Origin of the sequence: Peribacillus frigoritolerans, assembly GCF_004358755.1 — a bacterium.
Classification (GTDB): domain Bacteria; phylum Bacillota; class Bacilli; order Bacillales; family Bacillaceae; genus Bacillus_P.
On record NZ_SMZY01000002.1, the window covers coordinates 865,537 to 891,372 of the forward strand.

21 protein-coding genes and 1 riboswitch are annotated in these 25,836 nt (G+C 41.3%); of the genes, 12 read left to right on the forward strand and 9 right to left on the reverse strand.

The window, feature by feature from the left end; genetic code table 11:
* The first annotated feature begins 109 nt into the window (after positions 1-109).
* From E2R53_RS11750 to E2R53_RS11755, 3 genes are all read left to right on the forward strand, one after another.
* On the forward strand, positions 110-922 hold the full coding sequence (locus tag E2R53_RS11750; protein ID WP_133311925.1) for a Cof-type HAD-IIB family hydrolase: 813 nt from the start codon (positions 110-112) through the stop codon (positions 920-922).
* A 109-nt stretch (positions 923-1,031) separates the two neighbouring features.
* Entirely contained in the window at positions 1,032-1,181 is a 150-nt protein-coding gene (locus tag E2R53_RS23265; RefSeq protein WP_165970965.1) for a hypothetical protein, read from the forward strand.
* 1 nt (position 1,182) lies between these two features.
* Positions 1,183-1,497 (forward strand): DUF3813 family protein, encoded by a 315-nt coding sequence (locus E2R53_RS11755; protein WP_133311926.1) that lies wholly within the window; start codon positions 1,183-1,185, stop codon positions 1,495-1,497.
* Between the two features lie 160 nt (positions 1,498-1,657).
* On the opposite strand, the gene E2R53_RS11760 is transcribed toward E2R53_RS11755, so the two are convergent.
* Together E2R53_RS11760 and E2R53_RS11765 are read right to left on the reverse strand one after the other, a co-directional pair.
* Positions 1,658-2,134: a BsuPI-related putative proteinase inhibitor gene (locus E2R53_RS11760; protein ID WP_133311927.1), complete on the reverse strand. Its 477-nt coding sequence runs from the start codon at positions 2,132-2,134 to the stop codon at positions 1,658-1,660.
* 14 nt (positions 2,135-2,148) lie between these two features.
* On the reverse strand, positions 2,149-2,991 hold the full coding sequence (locus E2R53_RS11765; protein ID WP_133311928.1) for a YitT family protein: 843 nt from the start codon (positions 2,989-2,991) through the stop codon (positions 2,149-2,151).
* 198 nt (positions 2,992-3,189) lie between these two features.
* Between E2R53_RS11765 and E2R53_RS11770 the strand changes: the two genes are divergently transcribed.
* Positions 3,190-4,050 carry a DegV family protein gene (locus tag E2R53_RS11770; protein ID WP_133311929.1) on the forward strand — a complete coding sequence of 287 codons (861 nt, stop codon included), beginning with the start codon at positions 3,190-3,192 and terminating at the stop codon, positions 4,048-4,050.
* A 53-nt stretch (positions 4,051-4,103) separates the two neighbouring features.
* On the forward strand, positions 4,104-4,235 hold the full coding sequence (locus E2R53_RS11775; protein WP_083328367.1) for a DUF3941 domain-containing protein: 132 nt from the start codon (positions 4,104-4,106) through the stop codon (positions 4,233-4,235).
* A gap of 33 nt (positions 4,236-4,268) precedes the next feature.
* Here E2R53_RS11775 and E2R53_RS11780 read toward each other — a convergent pair whose 3' ends face one another.
* The 3 genes from E2R53_RS11780 to E2R53_RS11790 all read right to left on the reverse strand — a co-directional run bounded on the left by E2R53_RS11780 (position 4,269) and on the right by E2R53_RS11790 (position 8,088).
* Positions 4,269-5,921 carry a methyl-accepting chemotaxis protein gene (locus E2R53_RS11780; protein ID WP_133311930.1) on the reverse strand — a complete coding sequence of 551 codons (1,653 nt, stop codon included), beginning with the start codon at positions 5,919-5,921 and terminating at the stop codon, positions 4,269-4,271.
* A gap of 11 nt (positions 5,922-5,932) precedes the next feature.
* Positions 5,933-6,901 (reverse strand): BMP family lipoprotein, encoded by a 969-nt coding sequence (locus tag E2R53_RS11785; RefSeq protein ID WP_133311931.1) that lies wholly within the window; start codon positions 6,899-6,901, stop codon positions 5,933-5,935.
* 332 nt (positions 6,902-7,233) lie between these two features.
* Entirely contained in the window at positions 7,234-8,088 is an 855-nt protein-coding gene (locus E2R53_RS11790; RefSeq protein WP_133311932.1) for a CvfB family protein, read from the reverse strand.
* 100 nt (positions 8,089-8,188) lie between these two features.
* Between E2R53_RS11790 and E2R53_RS11795 the strand changes: the two genes are divergently transcribed.
* The 6 genes from E2R53_RS11795 to E2R53_RS11820 all read left to right on the forward strand — a co-directional run bounded on the left by E2R53_RS11795 (position 8,189) and on the right by E2R53_RS11820 (position 15,975).
* Positions 8,189-8,680, forward strand: a complete 492-nt coding sequence (locus E2R53_RS11795) for a YajQ family cyclic di-GMP-binding protein (protein ID WP_133311933.1) — start codon at positions 8,189-8,191, stop codon at positions 8,678-8,680.
* A gap of 184 nt (positions 8,681-8,864) precedes the next feature.
* A riboswitch (SAM riboswitch) is annotated at positions 8,865-8,996 on the forward strand.
* A gap of 79 nt (positions 8,997-9,075) precedes the next feature.
* A complete protein-coding gene (locus E2R53_RS11800) occupies positions 9,076-10,929 on the forward strand; it encodes a bifunctional homocysteine S-methyltransferase/methylenetetrahydrofolate reductase (protein ID WP_133311934.1) in 1,854 nt (617 codons plus the stop codon).
* Positions 10,922-14,341: a methionine synthase gene (gene metH / locus E2R53_RS11805; RefSeq protein ID WP_133311935.1), complete on the forward strand. Its 3,420-nt coding sequence runs from the start codon at positions 10,922-10,924 to the stop codon at positions 14,339-14,341. Before E2R53_RS11800 ends, metH begins: the two co-directional genes overlap by 8 nt.
* Before the next feature lie 138 nt (positions 14,342-14,479).
* On the forward strand, positions 14,480-15,349 hold the full coding sequence (locus E2R53_RS11810; protein ID WP_133311936.1) for an SDR family oxidoreductase: 870 nt from the start codon (positions 14,480-14,482) through the stop codon (positions 15,347-15,349).
* A 145-nt stretch (positions 15,350-15,494) separates the two neighbouring features.
* Positions 15,495-15,677 carry a hypothetical protein gene (locus E2R53_RS11815; protein ID WP_070879224.1) on the forward strand — a complete coding sequence of 61 codons (183 nt, stop codon included), beginning with the start codon at positions 15,495-15,497 and terminating at the stop codon, positions 15,675-15,677.
* 160 nt (positions 15,678-15,837) lie between these two features.
* Positions 15,838-15,975, forward strand: a complete 138-nt coding sequence (locus E2R53_RS11820; protein ID WP_083328368.1) for a YjcZ family sporulation protein — start codon at positions 15,838-15,840, stop codon at positions 15,973-15,975.
* 86 nt (positions 15,976-16,061) lie between these two features.
* Here E2R53_RS11820 and E2R53_RS11825 read toward each other — a convergent pair whose 3' ends face one another.
* The 4 genes from E2R53_RS11825 to E2R53_RS11840 form a co-directional block, all read right to left on the reverse strand.
* A complete protein-coding gene (locus E2R53_RS11825; RefSeq protein WP_133311937.1) occupies positions 16,062-17,000 on the reverse strand; it encodes a manganese-dependent inorganic pyrophosphatase in 939 nt (312 codons plus the stop codon).
* Between the two features lie 146 nt (positions 17,001-17,146).
* Positions 17,147-17,917, reverse strand: coding sequence for a phosphotransferase enzyme family protein (locus tag E2R53_RS11830; RefSeq protein ID WP_286166192.1), 771 nt, complete (start codon positions 17,915-17,917; stop codon positions 17,147-17,149).
* A gap of 11 nt (positions 17,918-17,928) precedes the next feature.
* Complete coding sequence (locus E2R53_RS11835) at positions 17,929-22,155, reverse strand: tetratricopeptide repeat protein (RefSeq protein WP_133311939.1); 4,227 nt, start codon at positions 22,153-22,155, stop codon at positions 17,929-17,931.
* A 128-nt stretch (positions 22,156-22,283) separates the two neighbouring features.
* Positions 22,284-23,222, reverse strand: a complete 939-nt coding sequence (locus E2R53_RS11840; RefSeq protein ID WP_133311940.1) for a nucleoside hydrolase — start codon at positions 23,220-23,222, stop codon at positions 22,284-22,286.
* A 191-nt stretch (positions 23,223-23,413) separates the two neighbouring features.
* On the opposite strand from E2R53_RS11840, the gene E2R53_RS11845 reads away from it, so the two are divergent.
* On the forward strand, positions 23,414-25,798 hold the full coding sequence (locus tag E2R53_RS11845) for a penicillin acylase family protein (RefSeq protein WP_133311941.1): 2,385 nt from the start codon (positions 23,414-23,416) through the stop codon (positions 25,796-25,798).
* The last annotated feature ends 38 nt before the right edge of the window (positions 25,799-25,836 follow it).

A 25,836-nucleotide genomic window follows, 5' to 3' on the forward strand; every position in this document is an offset into this window, starting at 1 on the left:
GCCTCCCTCTTTTTCATTATCATTAGTGTAACATGTAGACAATAATCTTGGAAAAAAGATACACTGATAGTGGAACTTGTTTTTTAATTCAAAGAGTAAAGGAGCTTCTATGACAACAAAACCTTTTTTAATTGCACTTGATTTAGATGGTACTTTATTAAAAGATGATAAAACGATTTCTGCCTATTCAAAAGAAATCATTAAAAAAGCAAAAGATGCAGGACATATTGTCTGCATTTCAACAGGACGCCCGTATCGTGCAAGCTCGATGTATTATGAGGAGCTTGAGCTGGATACGCCGATTGTCAACTTCAACGGAGCGTTTGTCCATCATCCAAAAGACGATCAGTGGGGAGCGTATCACACGACTCTATCTGTTGATGTTGTAAAGCAGATCGTTGAAGTGTGCGAAAAACACAATGTTAATAACATCCTTGCGGAAGTAATGGATCATGTTTATTTTCATTACCACGACGAAAAGCTTCTTGATATTTTCACAATGAACTCATCAGACATCACGGTTGGAGATTTGCGGAAAAGTCTTGGGGATGATGTAACAAGTATTCTTATCCATGCAAATGAGGAAGAAGTGGACAATATCCGCAGCTACTTATCCGATGTTCATGCTGAGCTTGTTGATCATAGACGCTGGGCTGCACCTTGGCACGTAATCGAAATTATCAAGCACGGAATGAATAAAGCCGTGGGATTAAAGAAAATTGCTGATTCGTATAACATTCCTGCTGAAAGAATCATTGCATTCGGCGATGAAGACAATGATCTTGAAATGCTTAAATACGCAGGACAGGGTGTTGCGATGGGCAATGCCATTCCTGAACTCAAGGAAGCTGCGAACAGAGAAACAAAAACCAATGAAGAGGATGGCATTGCCATTTACTTAAAGGACGCCTTATCACTATAAGGGCGTCTTTTTTAGTGAAGTTTACCATCCATAGAACCATGAGAGTTGAGACAAAATAGTAAGGACGCATCAGCAGCGTCAGCAAACATTCATTTAGGGGGAATTTCGCATGAGCAGTAATAAATCTAAACGCTTTGTACAGCAAGGTAAAGATTCCGTTTCGAAACATGATGAACGTTTCCCTTATCACACAACAATGGCTGAGTCAGAAGAGCGCAAAGCTCAAATGGCAGACAAATCCTCTTTAGGAGGCTTTTAAGATGGGCAATCAACTATTTCAGGCAGCAAGAAAAGCAGTAGAAAAAGCAGGCGAGGTTTTAAGCGGCAAGATGAATGACGATCATAACAAACATGATCATCATCAGCAAAACCAATACAGCGGGCACGATGACAGTCAGCAAAATCAGTATTCAAGCCAGCATCAGGGTCAAAATGGCGAACAGCACAGCCACCAAGGCGCAGATGCAGATGCAAAAGCAAAAGCAGAAGGTGCACTCATGTCCGCCTTCGCAAATGCTTCTCCTGAAGAACAAAAGCAGCTGAGCGAACTTCAGGATGAACTGAAGAATATGTAGCAAGAGTGAAATCGAAACTCCCGGAAAATCATTTTCGGGGGTTTTGTTTTGATATGGTCTGACCGCTTAATACGCGTTTCTGACCACTCTACTCTAATTAGTGACCGTTAAGACAATTACTTCCATAAAAAAGCTGCGGATTAACCCGCAGCTTTTCCCGCTATTCAGAAATAGTGAATTTCTGCTTTTGCTCAAGCCTTTTAACACCCTCTGCTCTTCCGGCAAACATAACTGTTACTGTGTATTCACCTGCTTCAAGCTTTGTCCCAGCGCTTTTCATATCCCACGTTTCCTGGTAAGTTTGACTCTCGCCAGGGGGAAGGGTCATATATTGCAGAGCTTGTGTAAACATTCTGCCCTTGGAATACTTGTATACTTCTGCGCCATTTGGATCCGTGATGATGATTTCATACTTCTGGCCGGATGAGAATTCAAAGTTTTTTTCTTCGTCTGTTTGGTTTTTCACCGTCATGTTAATCTGGACAATTCCATCATCCGCTTTTGCCTCTACAGATAACTGTACATCTTTTGTCTCCACGTCACCGGACACCTCTTCCGCTTCATCCTTTTTTTCAGCAGTTTGACCGCAGCCGACAAGAAATAATAAGCCCAGCATAATAAATACAAGCTTTTTCATATCCTGCACGTCTCCTATTCTTTGCGGAAGAAACCAAAGATTCCTGTTGTTTGAATGATATTTGTAAATGCCTTTGGATCAACTTCCTTAATGATTTTTTCTAAATCATAAAGCTCATAGCGCGTGATCACAATCATCAGCATGTCCTTTTGCTCATTTGTAAAAGCTCCTTTAGCAGGAACCATTGTAATACCTCTTACCATTTTAGCATGAATCGCCTGTTTTAAATCATCCGCTTTTTTTGTAATGATCATGGCTGTCAATTTTTCATGGCGGGTATGGATGGCATCAATAACCCTTGTTGATGCGTACAGAGTGACAAGGGTATATAGCGCTTTTTCCCAGCCATAAAGCAATCCGGCTGTAAAAATGATAATTCCGTTTAAAATAAAGAAATAAGTGCCGACCGGTTTATCCTTCATTCTTGAAAGGATCATCGCTACAATATCAAGTCCTCCTGTTGATGCACCATATTTAAGCGTAATACCTACACCGATAGCCACAATGACGCCTCCAAAAACGGCATTGAGCAATATATCCTCTGATAATGGATATAAAGGGACAATCGATAAAAATAATGTGGTCGCTGCTACACTAAGAACACTGTACAGAGTGAACGACTTCCCGACTTTCTGCCATCCCAGAATCGCTACCGGAATGTTAAGCAAGAGCAGCAGCACCCCAGTTGATATGTATAAAGGTGTATATTCTTTAATTACACTTGATAAGAGCTGGGCGATTCCGGTAAAACCGCTCGCATAAACATCAGCAGGAATCATGAATAAATTCAGACCGACAGCATTCAGCAGCGCTCCAAAAACAACGACAACCGCTTTTTTCACTTCTTCATAAACCATTTGCAGAATATCCTCCCGGGCTATAAGATAATGATAGTATTTCTGATTTACCCCTATTTCTTGCAGATCAATACAAATATTGTCTATTTAGGGCAAACTAACTTTCTTTACTTCTTTTTGGCTAAGTGCTAATTTAGAACTATATATGAGACTAAAATCCCCTATTAAGGGTAAAACCAGATGAATTGAGGTGTCAAAATGACTGTACATATCGTCGCCGACAGCGCAAGCGATCTGCCGCTTGCATTTTATGAGGAACACGGCGTAACGCTTCTCCCATTAGGTGTGCATATAGAGGAAAACGACTATCGCGATTTAGTCACGATTTCCCCGAAAGAAGTATACGACGCGATGCGTGAAGGGAAAATAGCTAAAACGACTCAAATCTCTCCTCTTGATGTAAAAGAGACATTTACTGAACTTGCGAAAAAACAAGTACCTGCATTATATGTTGCTTTTTCATCCGAACTCTCCGGAACCTACCAGACAGCTGTCATGATCGGGAATGAAGTCAAAGAGGAATATCCTGACTTTGAGCTTTCCATCGTTGATTCTAAATGCGCTTCCCTTGGGCTTGGACTTGCAGTTAAACATGCAGTTGAGCTTGCCAGTAAAGGAAACACTCTACATGAAATTGAAGCGTCTGTAAAGGATTTTTGTGAGCATACAGAACACATTTTCACTGTCGATAACCTTGAATATTTAGCAAGAGGGGGCAGAATCAGCAAAGCATCTGCATTTGTAGGCGGTCTTCTCAACATTAAACCTCTGCTTCATGTTGAAGACGGCAAGCTGATTCCTCTTGAAAAATTAAGAGGCAAGAAAAAAGTTTACCGCCGGGTAATTGAGCTTATGAAAGAACGCGGCTCAGACCTTGAAAACCAGACAATCGCCATCAGTCACGGGGATGATCTGGGCTCTGCGAGTGAAATTAAAGCAATGATTGAATCGGAGTTTCATCCGAAAGAAATATACATCAACACAGTCGGCTGTTCAGTTGGCGCGCATTCAGGACCTGGCACAATCGCCATTTTCTTTTTAAACAAACCGATCTCATAATATTATTCTTACAGGGCAACATAAACTTATCTTTAAATAAGGGAGTTTTTATGATGCCGCATACGAGCGATAATGACAAAAAAGCAAAAGACAATAATGCCAAAGAACACGAAAGAAACATGATGCGCGAGAAAAACCGCCAAAAAGGCGAAAGACAATATTCTAAAAAGACAGATCATTTATAAAAAACAGCAGCGAAAATCGCTGCTGTTTTCGTTTTATTGAAGCTTAAACTTTGAAAGCGTCTGATTTAAATCATCTGTAAGCTGTCTTAGTTCAACCACTTTTTCCACCATTTTTTCAAAGGCCAGGAGCTGTTCAGTTGTCGAAGCAGATATTTCCTCGCTTCCAGCTGCTGTCTCTTCTACCACGGCACTGATGCTTTCTACATTTTGCAGTACTTGTTCTCCAAGTTCCTTTGAATTCAGCATTCCTGTTTTTAACTCTTTTAATTCTGATGTAATTCCTTTTACTTTAAGATCAATATCTTTAAAAGCACTAGTTGTGTGATCCATTCCGATCTGCTGCTTTTGAGCAATCGTAACTCCATTTACGACAGATTCTGAAATACTGGATATTCCTGATTGAATTAAACTTACCATTTCAAATATTTGGGATGTTGCCCCCGTTGATTCTTCTGCAAGCTTTCTCACTTCAGCTGCTACAACAGCAAAGCCTTTGCCTGCCTCACCGGCACGTGCAGCTTCAATCGCAGCATTTAACGCAAGCAAATTCGTCTGATTTGCAATATTTGAAACAACCTTAGCCATATCTTCTATTTTTGTCATATACCCGATAAATGTTTTTGTTGATTCTTCAATTTGCCTGGTTGTATTCATGTTTTCCGCAATGAGCAGCCGCTGCGCTTTAATGGCGTTCTGTCCCGATGTAATGGCGTTAACCGTTTCATTTCCGTATTGAACGGATTGCTCAGACCGGTTTACATTTTCGCTGAAATCAAAATCCATTCTCTCAATCAAGGTTACCGCATCTTGAAGGTCTGTGGAAATGGATTGAGATCCTGCAGATAATTCATCTGTAGACACAGCTACCTGATTGCTGATTTCAGTTAATGTCCTGTTCTCTCCCTCAAGATCTTTTGCAAAACCTTCTACTTCTTTACTTACGCTGTCGATTGAGAATAGAAGTCCTTTTAGCTGATGAGTCATTGCAGTGAAAGAATCATTCAGTGCAGCTATTTCATCTTTTCCTTTGTAAGTGATCATTTTCACTGCCAAATTGCCACTTGCAATTTCATTTGCCTGATGGGAAAGCCCTTTTAGCGGCTTTGTAATGGCATTCGTCATGCGAATGACAATATAGGAAGATAGTGAAATTAAAAGAACTGTACCAATTATTGCAGATAAAATAACGAATTCGATTTGGTTTTTCAAATTCTCCTGAAGCATTTCATATCGTTCATTCGCATAAATGTTCATCAAGTGCACATCATTTGAAACTCCATCAACTCGGACAGACTGCCGCTTCGCTTCTGCCTGATTTTTTTCATTAAGTGCCTGTCCTGTTTCTTCTTTTAAAGCTGTAAATTTATTTGAAGCCTTTTGCAGAGCTTGTTTCGTATTTTTATCCTTCACGATTTGATTTAATTCTTCTAAAAGCTTTTCATTTCTCTGCAGTGCCTGAAGGGTTTCTTCTTTTTGGGCATCTGTCATGGTAAAGGCAAAATTGTTCAGGCTTTGCTTTGTTACAGTAAGCTCTCCCTGCAGTTTTTCAATATCTAAAAGTACTGGAATCTCATTTTGATTAGATGATTGAATGGACAGCATATTTACAATAATAAAACCAATCATCAATGTAGCCATAATTATGATGCTGAGTGAATTCAGCAAAAGCTTTTTCTTAAGTGACACAAGTAATCCCCCTAGTTGCCTTCTGCTAATTTTTTCTGCCATTCATCAAGGGTTTTCTGCTGATCTTCCGAAAGCGAAACAACACGGATTGGCGCCAGCTGAACGCCATTGTCTTTTAAACCTAATTCAATATGACCATCAGGAACTTCATTTTCCCTTACATACTCTTTAAGAAGCTGGTAGATTCCCACGTCTACATTTTTAAGCATAGAAGTTATCACAGATTTTTCTGCGTAAAAATACTGATCGCTGTCAACCCCAATTGCGTATATACCGTTATCTTGAGCTGCTTTTAGTGCACCTACTCCGGTAAAACCAGCGGCAGCATATAAAACATCAGCCTGATTGCCAATCATTTTTTCCGCTATTTCACTTCCAAGTTTATCGTCGCCGAAATCATTGGCATATTCCGTTATTATTTTTATATCCGGATTAATGGCCTTTGCTCCTTCTGAAAATCCATCGGCAAACTTATTGATAAGCGGAACATCTGCTCCGCCAATAAATCCGACTGTCTTGGATTTTGATGTCATGGCAGCAGCTACCCCTGCTAAGAAGCTGCCCTCATCCTCTTTAAACGTAATCGACGTGATGTTATCCAGATCTGAAACGGCATCAATTAATATGAATTTCTGTTCAGGATATTTTTTCGCTGTTTTCTCAAGATCCTCCTGAACCATAAAACCAAGTCCGATAACTAAGTCATTGCCTTCATTAACTAATTCAGTTAATCCCTTTTCATAGGTTCCGGTATCTTTAATTTCTCTGTAATCAAATAAAATTCCAAGCTCATCACGTGACTTCATTAGTCCTGCAAATGCCGAATCACTAAATGACTGATCGCCAAGTCCGACGTCAGATAACATAATGCCCACCTTTATCTTTTCATCTGCCTTACTCACAGATTCGGATTTTCCGCAGCCTGAAAGCAGCAACAAGAGGCAAAACGAAAACAGAATCGCTCTATGATTTCTTTTCATTAATGGTTTCTCTCCCTTTAAAAGTATCTCCTCATGTCATATCGACTGATTTTCGGAAATCTTTATTGTTGTAAGGGTTTGGCGTGTAAATTTTTTATGAGATAACTGAACCTCAGACTAATATCAGCCAATTTTTGATTTTATCCGCCGCCTGAGTTTTTATCTACCAAACTTGTAATTCCTCAAAAAAAGGCTGTTTCGTATAGATTGTTGTTTTTCATTATAAATGTTGCCCGCTACTTTCCGCACCACTAAGGGTTATTACCATTTAGTCTAATAGCAACAATGTTTACTAAAAGAGCAAAAAAAAAAACAGCAAGCGAGCAACTCGCTTACTGTTCCTTTTTGAAATATGTCCACCCGTCTTCCTGATAAACTTTCCCGGCTTTCATTAATGATCCGATTGCACGCTTGAACGCGCCTTTGCTCATGTTAAAGCGTTCTTTAATATCTTCAGGATCGCTTTTATCGAAGAATGGCATCGCTCCGCCTCTTGATTCCATGTAATCATAAAGCTGCTGAGCGTCTGCATCCAATGCTTCATGCTTTCTTGGAAGAAGGGATACGTTAATTGTTCCATCTTCTTTAACATCAATTACGCGTCCTGTAACAAGCTCGCCAAGACGAGGCTCTCTTTTACGCTGCGAAGAGTGAATGAATCCTTTGTAGCCTTCTTCGGTGATCATGTATGAGCCGGCAATGATCATTCTGTACACTCTGCCTGTCACGGTTTGATTGTTGGCTGTACCTTCCGCTGAGACAATATTCTCCTGCATGACATCTTCTGTTGCAAGCTTCGTGAAAAACCTGCCATTTTTCGTTACCTTCAAAGAACAATAAAGCATGTCCCCTTCTTCAGGCCAGACCTCAATAAACGCTGGAAGAATATCGTTTGCCACCAGTGCATCCTTGGATAAGCCGATGTCAACAAATGCTCCCATATCTTCCCTTACACTTACAACCTCTACCCAGTCATAATGATCCTCAGTAATTTTCGGTCTTTTCATTGTTGCAGCAAGACGATCCTCATGATCGACAATGATATAAACCTCAACCTCTTCTTTGTCTTCGATCGGCTCCGTGATCTCGGTCTTGTGAAGCAGCACACGGCTTTCTCCGTCTGTTAAATAGTATCCATAATCTAATTTTTCATCTATTGAAAGTGTCATAAACATTCCTGGATTCATCAGTTTGTTCCTTCCTTTGCAGCCATACTGCCTTTAGTTGTTATCTCAAGTCCATTCTACTATAATCTAAGAATAATACAAAGTTCTTGGAGGGATTCTTATGGCGAAGGATAGTTCTTTTGATATTGTGTCGAAGGTGGATATGCCTGAGGTGACGAATGCGATTACGATGACAATGAAGGAAATCGGCACGCGCTATGATTTTAAAGGGAGCAAAAGCAGTATTTCTCTTGAAAAAGAAGAGATTGTTCTAGTCTCAGATGATGAGTTTAAAATGGATCAGTTAAAGGATGTGTTTATTTCCAAACTGATCAAGCGCAATGTGGCGACCCGAAACATTGATTATGGCAAGATTGAAGGCGCATCCGGCGGTACGATTCGCCAGCGTGCTAAGCTGATTCAGGGTATTGATAAGGATAATGCGAAAAAGATTAATGCCATTATTAAAAATTCTGGTTTAAAAGTAAAAACACAGGTTCAGGATGATCAGGTCCGCGTAACCGGCAAAAATAAGGACGACCTTCAGCAGGTAATTGCAGCCGTTCGCGGTGCAGACTTGCCGATTGACGTTCAGTTTCTTAATTTCAGATAAAGTGAACGAACACCCGGGCTCTTCTCAGCCGGGTGTTCGTTTTGCTGTTCAGCTGGTTTTACCTTTGAACTATCCTCAAATAAATTCCCCTTCTATTCAGAAAACTTTTACTTTTGTATTGAATCTATCCGAAAAAACATGTAAATTAGATATAATATCTTTTTGCTAATTTCATATTTCACCATTCTTATCTAGAGAAGCTGAGGGACTGGCCCTTTGAAGCTTCAGCAACCTGGCATAATGAAACCATCTGTATTCAGCAGAGCTTTCATTCCAAGGTGCTAATTCCAGCGATGCATCCATCGAACGATAAGAAGAAGTCCTGAACGTTCAAAAGTCTTCTTCTTGGAAGACTTTTTTTGTTTTTCGTTACTTGCATGAAGGAGGTTTGGAGTTTGACACTTTTAAACGATTTACAGAACAAGATCCTTATTGGCGACGGAGCAATGGGAACACTGCTTTATTCTCACGGAGTGGACCGATGTTTCGAAGAATTGAATTTATCAAAGCCTGATGAAATCTTAAATGTTCATAAGGCTTATATTGCAGCCGGTGCTGATGTTATTCAGACAAATACTTACGGAGCCAATTATATTAAGCTTTCAAGATACGGGTTAGAAGATGAAGTAAGAGCCATCAACCGTACTGCTGTTCAGATTGCCAAAAAAGCAGCAGCCGGCAATGACACATATGTTCTCGGGACAATTGGAGGCATCCGCGCTTTCAAAAAAAACGCCTATTCTCTTGAAGACATTAAAAGAAATTTCAGGGAACAGCTTTACCTGCTGCTCAGTGAAGAGGTCGACGGCCTTCTCCTTGAAACCTACTACGATCTCGAGGAAATAAAAACAGTATTAGAGATAGCGAGGAAAGAAACGAATATCCCGATTATTACAAACATCTCCCTGCACGAAATCGGGGTGCTGCAGGACGGAACACCCCTGCATGAAGGTCTTTCTCAGCTTGAGGCACTTGGTGCTGATGTTGTCGGGCTGAATTGCAGACTGGGACCTTATCATATGCTTTCATCACTTGAAGAAATTCCGCTGCCTGATAAAGCCTACTTATCGGTTTATCCAAACAGCAGCTTGCCTACTCTTGAAGAAGGCAGACTTGTGTATGGCTCGGGAGAAAAATATTTTGCAGAAAGTGCTCTTGCCTTCAGAAATCAGGGAGCAAGGCTGATCGGCGGGTGCTGCGGCACAACGCCATTGCACATTGAAGCAATGGCGGCAGCGCTAAAAGGCCTGGCTCCAGTTACAGAGAAGAAAGTGAAAATCAGAAAAGAAGAGATCTCTGTCACGGCAGCAGCGGAAAGAAAGTACCCTCCCCTGCAGGAAATAGTGAGCGAGAAACGTTCCCTGATTGTAGAACTTGATCCTCCTAAAAAACTTGGAATTGACAAATTTTTAAAAGGAGCAAAAGCGCTGCAGGCTGCTGGAATCGATGCCTTAACTCTAGCAGATAACTCGCTTGCGTCGCCGCGGATAAGCAATGTTGCTGTTGGTTCCATCGTTCAGCAAACACTTGGACTCAGGTCTTTAATTCATATTACATGCCGCGACCGGAACTTAATCGGCCTTCAATCTCATTTAATGGGGCTTCATACGCTTGGACTTACAGACGTTCTAGCAATCACGGGCGACCCATCAAAAATCGGGGATTTTCCGGGAGCCACATCGGTTTATGATCTTTCATCATTTGATTTGATCAGCTTAATCAAGCAATTTAACGACGGCCTTTCTTATTCAGGTAAACCGCTTGGGGAAAAAACCAATTTCTCAGTAGCTGCAGCGTTTAACCCTAATGTCAAATATCTTGATAAAGCGGTAAAAAGGCTTGAGAAAAAAATTGCCTGCGGTGCAGATTATTTCATCTCGCAGCCCATTTACTCAGAAAAACAGCTGATTGATGTGTATGAGGAAACGAAGCATTTAACCGTTCCGATTTATATCGGCATTATGCCGCTCACAAGCAGCCGCAACGCAGAGTTTATTCATAACGAAATACCGGGCATTATTCTCTCTGACAGTATCCGGGAGCGAATGGCTAAGGCGGGTGATAATCGGGAGAAAGCCTATCAGGAAGGATTGGCTATCGCTAAAAGATTGATCGATGCTGCCTTTGACTTATTTAATGGAATCTACTTAATTACTCCATTTTTAAACTATGAATTAACCGTTGAACTGACAAACTACATTCATAAGAAACAAACTGAGGTCAATGAAAGGAAGATTACGCATGTCTGATATAAAAAAACAGCTTGAGAAAAAAATCCTCGTTCTCGACGGAGCGATGGGCACCATGATTCAGGATGCAAATCTATCAGCAGCTGATTTCGGCGGAGAAGAATACGAGGGCTGCAATGAATATTTAACGATTACTGCACCAGAAGTCATCGAATCCATTCATGATGCTTACTTGAAGGCAAAAGCAGATATTATTGAAACCAACACATTTGGCGCTACTAAAATAGTCCTTGATGAATATAATCTTGGTCACCTCGCTTTTGAATTAAATAAAAAAGCCGCGGAGATTGCAAAGAAGGCAGCTGAAAAGGTTTCAACTCCTGAATGGCCCCGTTATGTTGCAGGCTCAATGGGCCCTACGACAAAAACACTGTCAGTCACAGGCGGAGCAACGTTTGATGAGCTTATTCAAAATTATGAGGAGCAGACACTTGGCCTCCTCGCAGGCGGCGCTGATTTGCTGCTGCTTGAAACGAGCCAGGATTTATTAAATGTGAAAGCAGGGTTTCTTGGCATTAAACGCGCCTTTGAACAAGCAGGCAAAGAAATTCCGCTGATGATTTCAGGAACGATTGAACCTATGGGAACCACGCTTGCAGGCCAGGATATTGAAGCCTTTTTCATCTCGCTTGAGCACATGAAGCCTTTATCTGTAGGTCTTAACTGTGCAACGGGACCTGAATTTATGACCGACCATATCCGAACACTGTCAGGAATGGCTCACACGGCTGTCAGCTGCTACCCTAATGCAGGATTGCCAGATGAGGAAGGAAATTATCATGAATCACCCCGTTCTCTTGCTCAAAAAGTGAAAGGATTTGCAGAGCAGGGCTGGCTGAACATTGTAGGCGGCTGCTGCGGAACGACACCTGCACATATTACTGCCATTGCTGACGCTGTAGGTGAACTCGCCCCCCGTTCAGTTCCGGGACGCGATCCAGCCCATACCGTATCAGGCATCGATCCGCTGATTTATGATGATTCGATGAGGCCCCTATTCGTAGGAGAACGGACTAATGTTATTGGCTCCAGAAAGTTTAAACGATTAATCGCGGAGGGGAAATTTGAAGAAGCAGCCGAAATTGCCCGTGCGCAAGTGAAAAACGGCGCACACGTTATTGATATATGTCTTGCTGATCCAGACCGCGAAGAATTAGAAGATATGGAAGCATTTATGCAGGAAATTACGAAAAAAGTAAAAGCACCGCTTGTCATCGATTCAACCGATGAGAAAGTGATTGAAAAAGCACTCTCCTATTCTCAAGGAAAAGTGATCATCAATTCAATCAACTTAGAAGATGGTGAAGAGAGATTTGACGCTGTCGTCCCTCTCATTCACAAATATGGTGCAGCTGTTGTTGTCGGAACGATTGATGAAAAAGGAATGGCGCTTACGGCTGAGCAAAAGCTTGATATCGCCGTTCGTTCATTCGAACTTCTGACAGAAAAACACGGACTAAATCCATCAGATATCATTTTTGACCCGCTCGTTTTCCCTGTAGGAACGGGAGACGCGCAATATATCGGCTCAGCTGAAGAAACGATAAAGGGCATACGTTTAATAAAAGAGCGATTGCCGCAATGCCTGACTATCCTTGGCGTAAGCAATGTATCATTCGGCCTCCCTCCTGTTGGACGCGAAGTGCTGAATGCGGTCTATTTGTATCACTGTACACAGGCAGGACTGGACTACGCAATCGTCAATACAGAGAAACTTGAACGATTTGCGTCCATTCCAAAAGAGGAAATTGAAATGGCAGAAACTCTTCTTTTAAACACAAACGACGAAACATTGGCTGCCTTCACAAACCACTATAGAGGGAAAAAGAAAACGGCTAAAAAACCGGTTCAGTCTCTTCCTCTTGAGGAACGTCTTGCTCAATATGTGGTCGAAGGCACGAAAGAAGGACTTCTTGCAGATCTTGAGATTGCATTAAAAGAATACGCAGCACCGCTGGATATTATTAACGGCCCTCTAATGAAAGGTATGGCTGAGGTTGGAGAACTGTTTAATACAAACCAGCTGATTGTTGCTGAAGTACTGCAAAGCGCAGAGGTCATGAAAGCATCCGTCACCTTTTTAGAACCACACATGGAGAAAAAGGATGACAGCGGAAAAGGCAAAATTCTGCTGGCAACAGTCAAAGGTGACGTACATGATATCGGGAAAAATTTAGTCGATATCATCTTAAGCAACAATGGCTACAAGGTTGTGGATTTAGGCATAAAGGTAACACCCCAGGATTTGATTCTTGCGGTCAAAAAAGAAAATCCTGATATTGTAGGATTATCAGGACTTCTCGTAAAGTCTGCGCAGCAAATGGTTTTGACGGCACAGGATTTAAAAGAAGCTGACATCTCCGTGCCAATCATGGTTGGCGGCGCTGCTTTATCCAGAAAATTTGCCGACGGAAAAATTGCACCTCAATACAGCGGTCCTGTCATTTATGCCAAAGACGCTATGGATGGACTGTCCCTTGCAAACAGGATCAGAGTGGATCCCTCTCAGTTTAAGAAAAAAGAAGCCGTTCCAGAAAGGTCCTCTGAAAAGAAAGCAACTCTTGCTGTAACTGAATTGCTGGAAAAAAGAGCAGAGCTCACACCATCTCCTTATTTTCAGCCAGAAGACTGCAAACGGCACATTATTAAAGATATTGAACTGTCACATCTGATTCCCTACATTAACATGCAGATGCTGATCGGCCATCATCTTGGCCTAAAAGGAAAAGTAAAGGAAATGCTTAAAAATAAAGATCCAAAAGCGGTTGCCCTAAAAGAAACAATAGATGAACTTCTAAAACAGGGCTACAAGGAAAAATGGTTTCAGCCTGCAGCTGTCTATCAATTTTTCCCGGCAGAATCTGATGGCAACAATTTGCACATTCTTGATCCTGAAACGGAAAAAAGGCTGCAGACCTTTGAATTCCCAAGGCAATCAAAGCTGCCGCACCGCTGTATATCAGATTATATCCGTCCTAGAGAAGATGATAAACAAAGAGATTATGTCTCCTTCTTTGCCGTAACGGCAGGTAAAAAAGTGAGGGAAATTGCCAACCGCTTTAAAGAGCAGGGTGATTACCTGAAAAGCCATGTAGTACAGGCACTGGCACTTGAGCTTGCTGAAGGTTTAGCAGAACGGACTCACCAGCTGATCCGCGATCAATGGGGTTTTCCAGATCCTCCTGATTTCACTATGGACCAGCGCTTTTCTGCCAAATATCAAGGGCAGCGTTTTTCCTTCGGATACCCTGCCTGTCCGAATCTGGATGATCAGGCGAAATTATTCGACCTCATTGCTCCTGAAGATATAGGCGTAAACTTGACGGAAGGCTTTATGATGGAGCCGGAAGCTTCTGTTACGGCAATTGTTGTTGCTCATCCTGAAGCAAGATATTTCAATGTATTGAACTAAAACTTCGGTTTTAGTTCTTTTTTTATAGAAATTTTCATGTTTCATCCCAAACACATAGGGAATATATTCTAAATAACAGCTACATATTCAACAACCTTTTCACCATACTAATCAAGATTAAACCTTGGAGGGATTTGGATGAGTCAAGATAGTCAAAGCAAAAAAACGATGCCGGCACAGCATCAGGATGTTCAGCCGGGACATGAGAACTTAATGAACCCGCAGCCTGAGTTTGATGCACTTCAATATAAGGGCAGTGAAAAGCTGCTTGATAAGGTGGCTATTATTACAGGCGGAGATTCTGGTATTGGACGGGCAGTTGCTGTCCATTATGCAAAAGAAGGCGCTGATGTCGTCATTTCATATTTGGACGAGCATGAGGATGCTAATGAAACAAAACGTCTTGTTGAACAGGAAGGCCGCAAATGCATTCTGATGCCGGGAGATATTGGAGAAGAATCATTCTGCGGACAAATCGTATCTGAAACCGTGGGTCAGCTTGGAAAAATTGATATTCTTGTTAATAACGCAGCAGAACAGCATCCCCAGGCAGGCATTGAGGAGATCTCAAAAGAACAGCTTGAACGGACGTTTAAAACAAACATATTCTCTTTCTTTTACATGACAAAAGCTGCCCTTCCGCATATGAAACAAGGCAGCAGCATTATCAATACATCTTCTATTACAGCCTATGCAGGAAACGACCAGCTGATCGATTATTCATCAACGAAAGGCGCTATTACAGCCTTTACCCGATCTCTTTCCGCGTCTCTTGTTAAAAAAGGCATTCGGGTAAACGGAGTAGCTCCAGGTCCAATCTGGACTCCGCTGATTCCATCTACCTTCGATGCAGAGAAAGTTTCAGAATTTGGAGCAGACACGCCTATGGGACGTCCCGGTCAGCCAGACGAACTTGCACCAAGCTACGTTTTCCTTGCAAGCAATGATTCAACGTATATTACAGGCCAGATGATACATGTAAATGGCGGAAAAATCATTAACGGATAAACCTATTTTCAAAACGTCCTGAATTTGCGGATTCATGGCGTTTTTTTGTGTGTAAAATTTTATTTTTCGCTTCATATAAATGTGTGAATGACCGCTACTTTTTTGAAAGCGCATACATATAATGTATCAGAAAGGGGTGAAAATCATGGATCGATTAATTTTCTTGTTCTTGGCTGCTATTCTTGCCGGCTTTGCTTTACTTGAACTGTCATTACCTGCATTCTTAGCTTTCTTAGCGCCTTTTATCACTTTCGTTGGCACTTTAGCCATTTTAGTATTTTCTTTTGTACTAATCTTTAAAGCATTCAAAGCTTTATTTAAAAAATAGCAGGGAACCGGCAAGATTATTTGCCGGTTTTTTTAGTGTGTATTTCACTTTACGCTGCCGCAGGCCATAAATAGGCTAACATAATTCTTCCTCCGGCATACCTTAATTTTGAGACATGAAAATGCTCATCAACAAGATTTAAAAATAGGAGGAATTTTTAATGGGTAAAGACGGAGGAAATTGCGGTGGCGGCTATAATAGCGGTTTCGCATTAATTATCGTATTGTTTATTTTATTGATTATCATCGGTGCTTCTTTTGTAGGCGGCGCTGGATACGGCGGACACGGCTACTGCTAATGACAAATGAACGGCTTGCTTCATAAGCAAGCCGTTTCTAAATACATAAAAAACGCATGAATTCTTTAGAATCCATGCGCTTAAACTTAAACTTGTGCACTTGTCAAAATGTCCGTAATAACAGGTACGATTTGTTTTTTGCGGGAAACTACGCCTTTTAAAACAGCTGTGTTGTCCACAAGTTTCACATCATATGCCTGTTCTACAGCACGTGTTTCGCGTCCAAGAGCGAGTGCTACGGAATCATTGATTAAAATATCCGTTACGACAAAAATGAATAAATCTAATTCTTTTTCAGCGATAACAGCGGAAATCAAGGCTTCAATCTCTTCTTTATGAACGAGTACATCGTTTGGATCTACTGCATTTACTTGTGCAATCTCTACTTTATAGTTGCCCATAGAAAATTCCTTTGCATCAAGTGAAATCAGCTCAGCCACTGTTTTGTCGCTTAAGTCAGCACCTGCTTTAAGCATATCTAGACCGTAGACCTCGGGATCAACTCCTGCAATTTCAGCTAATTCACGTGCAGCTGCTACATCCTGATCTGTGCATGTAGGCGATTTAAACAATAGTGAATCTGAAATAATCGCAGAAAGCATTATTCCTGCAATTTCTTTAGGAATGCTGACACCATTTTCTTTGTACAATTTGTTTAAAATGGTAGCTGTGCAGCCTACTGGCTCTGCACGATAATACAACGGATCGCTTGTTTCAAAATTGGCAATGCGATGGTGATCAATCACTTCAAGCACTCGAACATCATCAATGTCACTCACACTTTGCTGGCGCTCATTATGGTCGACTAAAATAACCTGGCTGACTTCATTTGCCACTGTTTCTACAAAGCGGGGAGTTTCAATCCCAAAAGCAGTTAAAGCGAACTGAGTTTCACCGTTGATTTCGCCTAAGCGCACAGGCTCAGCATTTAAACCAAGCTTTGTTTTAAGATCAGCATACGCAATGGCAGAGCATATTGTATCTGTATCGGGATTTTTATGACCAAAGATTAAGACTTTTTCCATCTAAAAAAACTCCTTTGCTGTTAATACTCTAGAATTTTTGCCGCATCAAGGGGCGTATATTTTCTTATTTTAACAGAAAATTGTGCCGTTCACTGTCTTATTTTTAAAAGTTTATTAAAGATACACCTTATTATTAACCGTTTTGCTTACTTTTTCAAGTACGACCTTATGATGGCATGCAGCTTCTGCTTTTCATGAGGCGGAATGGATTCTGAAAGTCTGGCTGCAGCTAATGGCAGCTCCCACTCATAAAGCTCTTCAGCAGTGAAGGAACGATATTTTTTATACTCTCGAATATACAGCTTGCACATCCATTTTCGGATGAACCCCATAATTGCATCATTAGTCTTCAATCCGCCAAACCTCAAAATTAGAATAGTCCGAGCAAGGTCAGCCATAGGATGCCCGCACACCGCATCAGCCCAATCAATCACTACAGGATTACCGTCAGAGATTAAAATATTATCAGGGTGAAAATCCGCGTGACAAAGCTGTTTTCCTGAGGAAAGACAAACTAAATGGTCTAATATCGCTGTCTTTTCTGCATCTGGAAGACTACAAGCATGGATTTTCATTTCAATAGAACTCTTCTGGGTTTTTAGAGATTCTGCCGATTTTTCATGGATACTTGCATGAAGCCTTGCCATCATCTTTAAACTTCGAATGGCAGCTTTAGGACTTTTCATCATTTCAGATGTTAATGGATTGCCCGCTGCTTTTTCAAAGACAATCCCTTCTTTACCGTCAATGGTCACAATCTCATAAGCTTTTGGAACGCTGATTCCACATTCAGTCAAGTACCTATTCACTTCAAATTCGTAATGAATATTTGTTGAATCATATCTATACATTTTAACAGCCTTATCTTTTCCGTAAGAATACGTAATGGCTGTAGAGCCTTCGCCGATTATATCCATCTCATTCAATATTATCGTTTCAGCAGCGGATTCTTCGGAAAATATCCCGCTTCTTTCAACGATTCTAAATCTTCGTCATCCTCTGCCATCTCAGTGAAAACAAATTCTTCATCAAGCTCATAAAGAGCTTCCAGCTGCCCGGCAGATTCTTTGTACCTGCCCAAAGTTGAAAGATAACAAGCCCTGTTATACAAACTGATTAAATCCTCGGGCTCTATTGAGACAGCTTTCTCAACTGCTTCAAGTGCTGGTTGTAGTTTATTTTGATGTCGATAAATCAGTCCGAGCTGATTATAATTGTCATGATTATCCGGATTAAGAGTGATTGCATGTTGGATCGCTTCTTCTGCTTTGCTGTACTGTTCTATAGCTTCATAGACTCTGGCCAAGTGGAAGTATCCTTTTTCAACAGCAGGCTCAATTTTCACTGCACGCATGAGAGCTTGTTCTGATTCTTCAAATTCTTCAAGTTCAAGCAAGGCCATTCCAAGAACAACGAGATAATCGGGATCCTCGTTTTCTTCAAGTAGTGTTTCAATAAGGCTGCATGCCCCTGACAAGTACTTAACAGCTTTTTTCTCTGGGACATTTCCGAATTCATTTATATAAAGAACAGCTAGCCTATAGACAACGTCAGGCTCCCACTGATAGCGGAGCCACTGCTCCAGAATTTTAATCGCATCTTCCGCCAATCCTGCATCCAAATGAAATTCGACATACCACATAACAGCTGTAACATTCTCCCGGTCATGTTTCAATGCCTCTTCATACAGGCCAATCAGTGTTCCAAATTTCAGGCTCATCTTCGAAAAATTCGTGAACCGCTTCAGCCATCCTTTTTGTTCTTCCATCTCTTCATAAGCATCACGCATGGATTGCATTTGCCGCTCATATGCAGCAGCTGCGTTCATGAAGACAATGCTTTTTTCTTCATCAGAAAGCTTCATTTTTTTAATTTCATTATCAAGTTTATGCATGGACTTTGTACCAAGCATCACTTCCATCCACGTTTCATATAGTTGCTTATTCTCTTGGTTTTCCATAATCAGTGTGAGGAGCTGGGATTTTGCTTGTTTCATTTTTCCCTGCTTGATCCAGAGCTTAACTTGATGATGAAGGATTTGGAATTGAGCTGGCGCAAGTTCAAATGCTTTGTTCAAATTTTCTTCTTCTTCTTTCAAATTTCCAAGCTTTCCATGAATATGGGCAAGGGCATCATAGAGGAAGGCCTTTTCAACATTTACACTCATTAGAAGTTCTTTAAATGCTTCAATTTCCGGCTGGAATTCAAGAACCTCGAGCAGAGCTTCGACAGAAGCACAATAAGGGTCCACTTTAAATGCAGACATCAGGTATTTCTTTTCTGATTTCCTGTCCTCTCTGGCATTTGCGATACCCGCAAGGTCAAGCATCGCCTGCTCATGTGCAGGATCAAGCTCAAGCACCCGTTTGTACTGTTTTTCTGCCTCTCCATAATCTTCTTGTTTAAAAGCAATCTCCCCAAGCCGGTAAAACGGAAGAATATCATCCTTCTTTAAGGCAATGGCCTGTTTTAAATACTGCTTGGCCTTTTCTAAAAGACCATGGGACTCATATAAACAGCCGATATAGCTGATCAGAAGAAATTCGTCTATTTCTCCTTCTCTTATGCTTTCTAAAAATTCAAGTCCGCGGCGTGAGTATGGCGTTTCAGATACGAGATCAACATAAATCTCGATTGCTTCCCCAATATTAGCATCCGCATATAAAATTCCTTTTTCTACATAAGAAAGCGCGAGATCCATATGTGAGTCTTTTTCTTTCATTTCTGCACTTGCGGCGAACATCAGCTTTCCTGCGTTGATAAGAAATTCACTGTCTTCTTGAAATTGTTCAAAATAGCGGTGAATTGCCTTGAAAAATTGATCTCTTTTTCCTTCCTCTTTATAAAGAGCGGCAAGGGAAATACGTGCATACACATCTTTCGGATCGAACGCTTCAGCCTGCATATAAAATTGCCTTGCTTGTTCAAGTTCCAAAGCACGTACAGATAAATCTCCCGCTTCATGGAGGAGCATCTGCTTGTCTTCGGCAGCTGCAATCCCCTGTTCAAGAATCTCCTTCGCTTTAGAAACATCCTCGTAATCGATTTCGTAAAGTTCTGAAAGCTCTTTATATGCAAGCGGTACTTCCGGTTCGAGTGCGATTGCAGTCTGAAATCCTCTTCTTGCAAGCTTACTTCTTCCTAATTCTTTATCGCACCTTGCCCGCTGATACCATACATACCCGTCCTCCTTCTCAATTTTCAAGTATGAGTGGAACAGATTTCTGGCTTTTTCATACTCGTTCATTTCCATTAAAATAATTCCATGGTTAATCAGTGAAAAAGCATCATCTTCATTGATATCCATCGCAATCTCTGAATATCTCAAAGCTTCCTGAGCGCGGTCTCGATTGAGTTCAGTCAGCGCGAGGTATCCCCATAGGATATGATCATCCGGTTCCGATTTCAAGGCTTCCGCAAATGCCTCAAATGCACCGTCATAATCATCCTTGTTATAGCTTAATCTGCCTTTCGCATACCAATATGTCGCCAAATACTGTTTAAAAGGAAGCTGCTCCAAGTACTCCATGGCTCGTTCATTGTTTTTCACGCTGAAATAAGCCATGGCAGCAGACAGACTGCGGTATTCAGATTCCTTAGAATGCTCAAAAACATACATGGCAGCTGCATCCAGAATTTCTTCTGCCACAATTCCGGGAAGATATTTAATGACATAGGCTGAGACAGCCATAAGGTGAAGATTTTCTTTCAGAAGGGCTTGCTCAGCATCACTCAGCTGCTTGTTCGAGACCTCGGTCATCGAAAAGAGCTTAACTGCTAATTCGTGTTCATTTATAGATAGTACATTCAATTTTCCAGCTTCTTTTTCAGGAAGCACCGCTAAAGATAAGACCCCATTGTTCCCATATTCCTGCTCAAAGTCTTCATACAGGACTTCATGGGTGGTTCTGAGATTTGGATCCTGAACGTGGAAAACTTTCAAATTGTCATCATAGCCCGCAAGCAATTGAACATGGGAGGTTGTTGGATAATCGATATTGATCATAACGGCCGCATCCAGATCAATCAGCGTTTTTAAAATGTTGGGATTTCCAAAAAAATACCTGCTTGTTAACTCTTTTTCATCGAAGTACTCAATTATTTTAGATAACTTTGAACCTGAAACATGAAAGACAGATTCAGCAATTTCATCTTGTTTATACGTCTTGCCGAACATGCTGAAAATCATTTCTGCACATGCAGGAACACAATAATTATATTTTTGCACGACCGGCTTAAAGTTCACCATTTTAGAAGCATGGTCTGCCAGGCCAGTAAAGTTTTTATAATGGGATTCTTTCTTAAATTCAGTGTGCTCTGCTAAAAACACTTCAAGCTTCCCGAATTCTTTCTGCTCATAGAAGGAATCAGCCGTGTAATACTCGACCATTCTCTTATATTCATGAAATGGGGTAAGCGAATGCAAGTCTGAGATCGCTTTCTCCATATCCGTCCAGCGCTTCTGTTTATAGCACAGCCTAATCTTTTCAACGATCAGTTTTGGAAAATCCGGATAAAGGGTTAAACCTTCTTCTAAAGTGATCAGGGCTTGTTCCGCATCCCCCTGAAGCGCATGATGCTGAACAAGCAGCAAATAGGCGGTCAAACCGTCTTTTTCATCCTTCTTGCTAGCCTCTAAGCATTTCAATGCCTTGTCCCAATCTCCGCTTTGCAAAAAGTAATAAGCCCAGAGCGTTTCTGCGGGATCACTGGAAGCTTCTTCACATTTTTTCATATATTGAAACGCTGCTTTTAATCGCCGCATCCCAATAAGTGCACTTGCCATTGTAAAATAAAACTTTTCCTTCCATTCATCAGAAAGTTCCTGCTTTTCTATTTCTTTTAAAAGTTCTTCAGCCTCTATCAGCTTGTTCTCATCAATAAGCTGCTGGCAATACCAAATAGCCGTCAGAGGAGATTTTAATCTCCTATAGCTGTCTCTTATAATGATTCCGCCAAGCTGCTCCATTAATGATGCATCTAGAACCTGAAGCAAATACTTCAATTGGCTTTCATCTGTGTAAGATCGGATAAACCCTCGAAAACGTGAAAGCTTATTCTCCTCGGCAACTTCCCTGTACTCTTCTAAAAAATGCTTTATTGCTTCTGAATAGTCATGTTTTGTCAGCGTTTCTTCTATGTATGATAGATTCATATTTACCCCTCGCCGGATTATTCAAAATATTTATTTCTTCTTTTTTAAATATACTTTGTTTTATGTGATTTGTAAGCCATTTTCTAACTGAAAACCTGCACGTTTATATGCAGGTTTTCAAACTTTGATTATCCGAGAGGTGAAGACATTACTTTAATAAGATCAGCAAGGAAGTCCTGATACTGAAAATGAAGGGCAATGGTGTGCCTTGCACCTGGCTGCACCTGATTATTGCGAAAATCGGCATAGCTGAGTCCTCTTGCGTCATCTAAGACGGAAACTTCGACATTGTTGGTAACAGAATAGATTTTGTCTTTGTTTAGCATATAGTACAAAGTAAAAACATCGTGTATGGATGCTCCTCTTCTTCCTGGCCTAAGCTTTGCATAAGCATCAGAATAATACTTCGTAATTGCAGGAATAAGCTCCTTATAGGGATTTGAGGAGATAGAGTATATATATCCTGCAATTTCACTCGTGATAATGGCATTGTTGGTCACATTCAGTGGGGTTATATATATTTTTTTCGCATACTTAAGCACAACGTTTACTGCTATTGGATCACCATGGAAGTTAGCTTCTGCGAGCGGAGTTACATTTCCCGGGACAAAAAATGCTCCTCCCATTAAATAAATTTCAGGAACCCCCTGCATGACTTCAAGATTAAAATTAAAAGCATTTGCAAGGGAGGTCATTCTGCCTGTATCAACAATAACAAGTTCATCTCCGTGTTCTTCAATCAATGTAAAAATATGACTGAATGGCTTAAGATTAATCTCTATATTCTCTGGAGGCCTTATCGGTCCAAGCCCTTCCTGCCCATGAATTTCAGGATAATAGACCGAAACCTCGCCGTTTAATGGAAATGTCGCCCCCTCTATAACAGGAATGTCCTCTCTGCCTGCTAGCTTGAGCAAATAGGCTGCATTTTCTGTTGCCTGCTGTTTAGACACATTCCCATAGCTTGTAACAATACCTAAAAGCTCAATATCGGGATTTAATAATGCGTAGATAATGGCCAGGGAATCATCAATTCCGGGATCTGCAAACAGTAATATTTTTTTCATTATTAATCCACCTATTTTCTAATGTCAGATGATTATATATATGGAATTGGAAAAGATTGAATGCAACGTTTCACTCCGATCGCTTTTGAATGGGTAAATAGTCATTTGCCTCTAAAATTTTTTCAGTACACAGGATTTTTAAAATCTGAGTGTAATATATTCACTTAACTGAAAGATGGAGTGTGAGGATCATGGAAGCAAAGGCAGAACGCAGATTAGTACCCCGGAGACGCAGAGGTATATGGATTGGAGCTTTCGCCATTCTCTTTCTTCTAATCGGAGTATTTATTTATGTAAACCTTTTCACTGAGAAAAGTCTTCCCCAATTAAATGGAGAAGTAAACGTCAGAGGGTTGACCGATGCAGCCCAAGTAACGAGGGATAAAAACGGGGTACCGCATATTATGGCGCAATCAGACAAAGATTTATACATCGCACAAGGATATGTGCAGGCTCAGGATCGCCTCTTCCAGATGGATTTAAGCAGAAGACAGGCGTCTGGAATGCTGAGTGAAGTGGTCGGCGAGGCAACTGTTGAAAAGGACAAATTTTTCAGAACGCTTGGTTTGAGAAGAGCAGCTGAAGCTTCCTATCCCGAGTATGATGAATCTTCAAAAGATGCCATGCAGTGGTTTGCAGACGGTGTAAATGCCTTTATGAAAGACGCAAAAGAACAAGGGACACTGCCTCTTGAATTCAGCCTGCTGAATTACGAGCCGGCAGAATGGACACCAATCGATTCCCTCACCATCGGAAAATATATGGCTTTTGATTTAGGAGGCCATTGGTCAGGGCAGGCGTTCCGCTACTGGGCGCTTGATACGTTTCCAAAAGAGAAAGCATATGACTTATTTCCTTCCTATCCAAAGGATGCCCCTGAAATTCTGTCTGCTTATGAAGAAGTGAATATGAACATGGAGAAAAGCTTTGCAAGTGCCATCATTCCACCAGAATTTAACGGAAGCAACAATTGGGTTGTGAGCGGTGAAAAAAGTGAAAGCGGGAAACCTCTGCTTGCAGACGACCCCCACCTCTCACTTGCCACCCCATCAATCTGGTATCAAATGCATCTGCAAAGTGGCAGCATGAATGTCAGCGGCGTTATTTTTGCCGGCGTCCCTGGAATCATTCTTGGACACAATGATTATATTGCCTGGGGTGTAACGAATACGGGGCCAGATGTACAGGATTTATATATTGAAAAACGCAATCCTGATAATCCGCGGCAATTTTTATACAACGATAAATGGGAAGATGCAAAGGTGTTTAAAGAGCCTATCGCGGTGAAGGATGAAAAGATCATTGATTATGAAGTGATTGAAACAAGGCACGGCCCGATCATGTCCGAATTTGCATTTGATAAAAAGCAGGATACAGCTCTCGCTATGAAATGGACAGCTCTAATGCCTTCAACCGAATTCCAGGCAGTTCTCTCAATGAACAAAGCGAAAGACTGGGACGAATTCGAACAGGCTCTTGAAGATTTTCACGTTCCAACCCAAAATTTTGTTTTTGCCGGGGCGGATGGAACCATTGCCTATAAGGCAAACGGAAAAATCCCAATCCGGAAAAAAGGTGACGGTATGATTCCTGTACCTGGCTGGACTGATGAATATGAATGGGAAGGATTTATTCCTTATGATGAGCTTCCCCGCGCGGTCAACCCTGAGGAAGGATTTGTTGCTACCGCAAACAATAAGGTGATTGATGATTCGTACCCCTACCATATTAGTCATCATTGGGCGCAGCCTTATCGGTATATGAGAATTAAAGAAGTTTTAGAGACAGAGGATAAGCTCACTTTAAATGATATGAAAAAACTGCAGATGGATCAGCGAAATTTATACGCTGAGGAATTTTTGCCCGCCATTCTTAAAAGAATCAGCGCGGCTGATTTAAATGAGAGCGAAAAAGCTTCTGCCAAATTGCTTGCAAAATGGAACATGGAAGATGATAAAGAGATGGGAGCTCCGCTTCTCTTTCACTTGCTGATGAAAGAAATTCCCGTCACTCTTTTTGAAGACGCTGTTCCAAAAGAAATGGATGCCTTATTTGAAGGAAAACAGGGAATCGTTGATGAACTGCTCAGACGTGCTTTTAACGGGAATGAGTCTGAATGGATTTCAGATAAGGGTGGCCTTGATAAAGTTTTGCTCATTTCATTTGGGAATGTCGTCGCCTCTCTTCAAGAAGAATACGGCGATAACCCAGAGGATTGGAAATGGGGCGACTACCATCAGCTTTATTTTGGCCACCCTCTTTCTTCAGCCTCTCCTGTTTTAAAATGGCTGTTTAATAACGAGAAACCTCAGCCTGTCGGCGGCAGTCAGATTACAGTCGCCGCCGCAAACTATAATCCTGAAGGAATCGTCAATCACGGTGCTTCTTGGCGCTTTGTCATCGATGCGGCTGACATGACAAAAGGACACCATATTGTCGGACCTGGCCAATCCGGCCATGTGAAAAGCGATTGGTATCAAGATCAGATTGCTGATTGGATGAACGGAACCTATCATCTGACTGACCTAGATGCGGTGCAGAAGGAAGAAAGCTTAACTTTATTGCCGGAGAAATGAAAAGACTGGAATAAACAGACAGCATGCCATTGCATGCT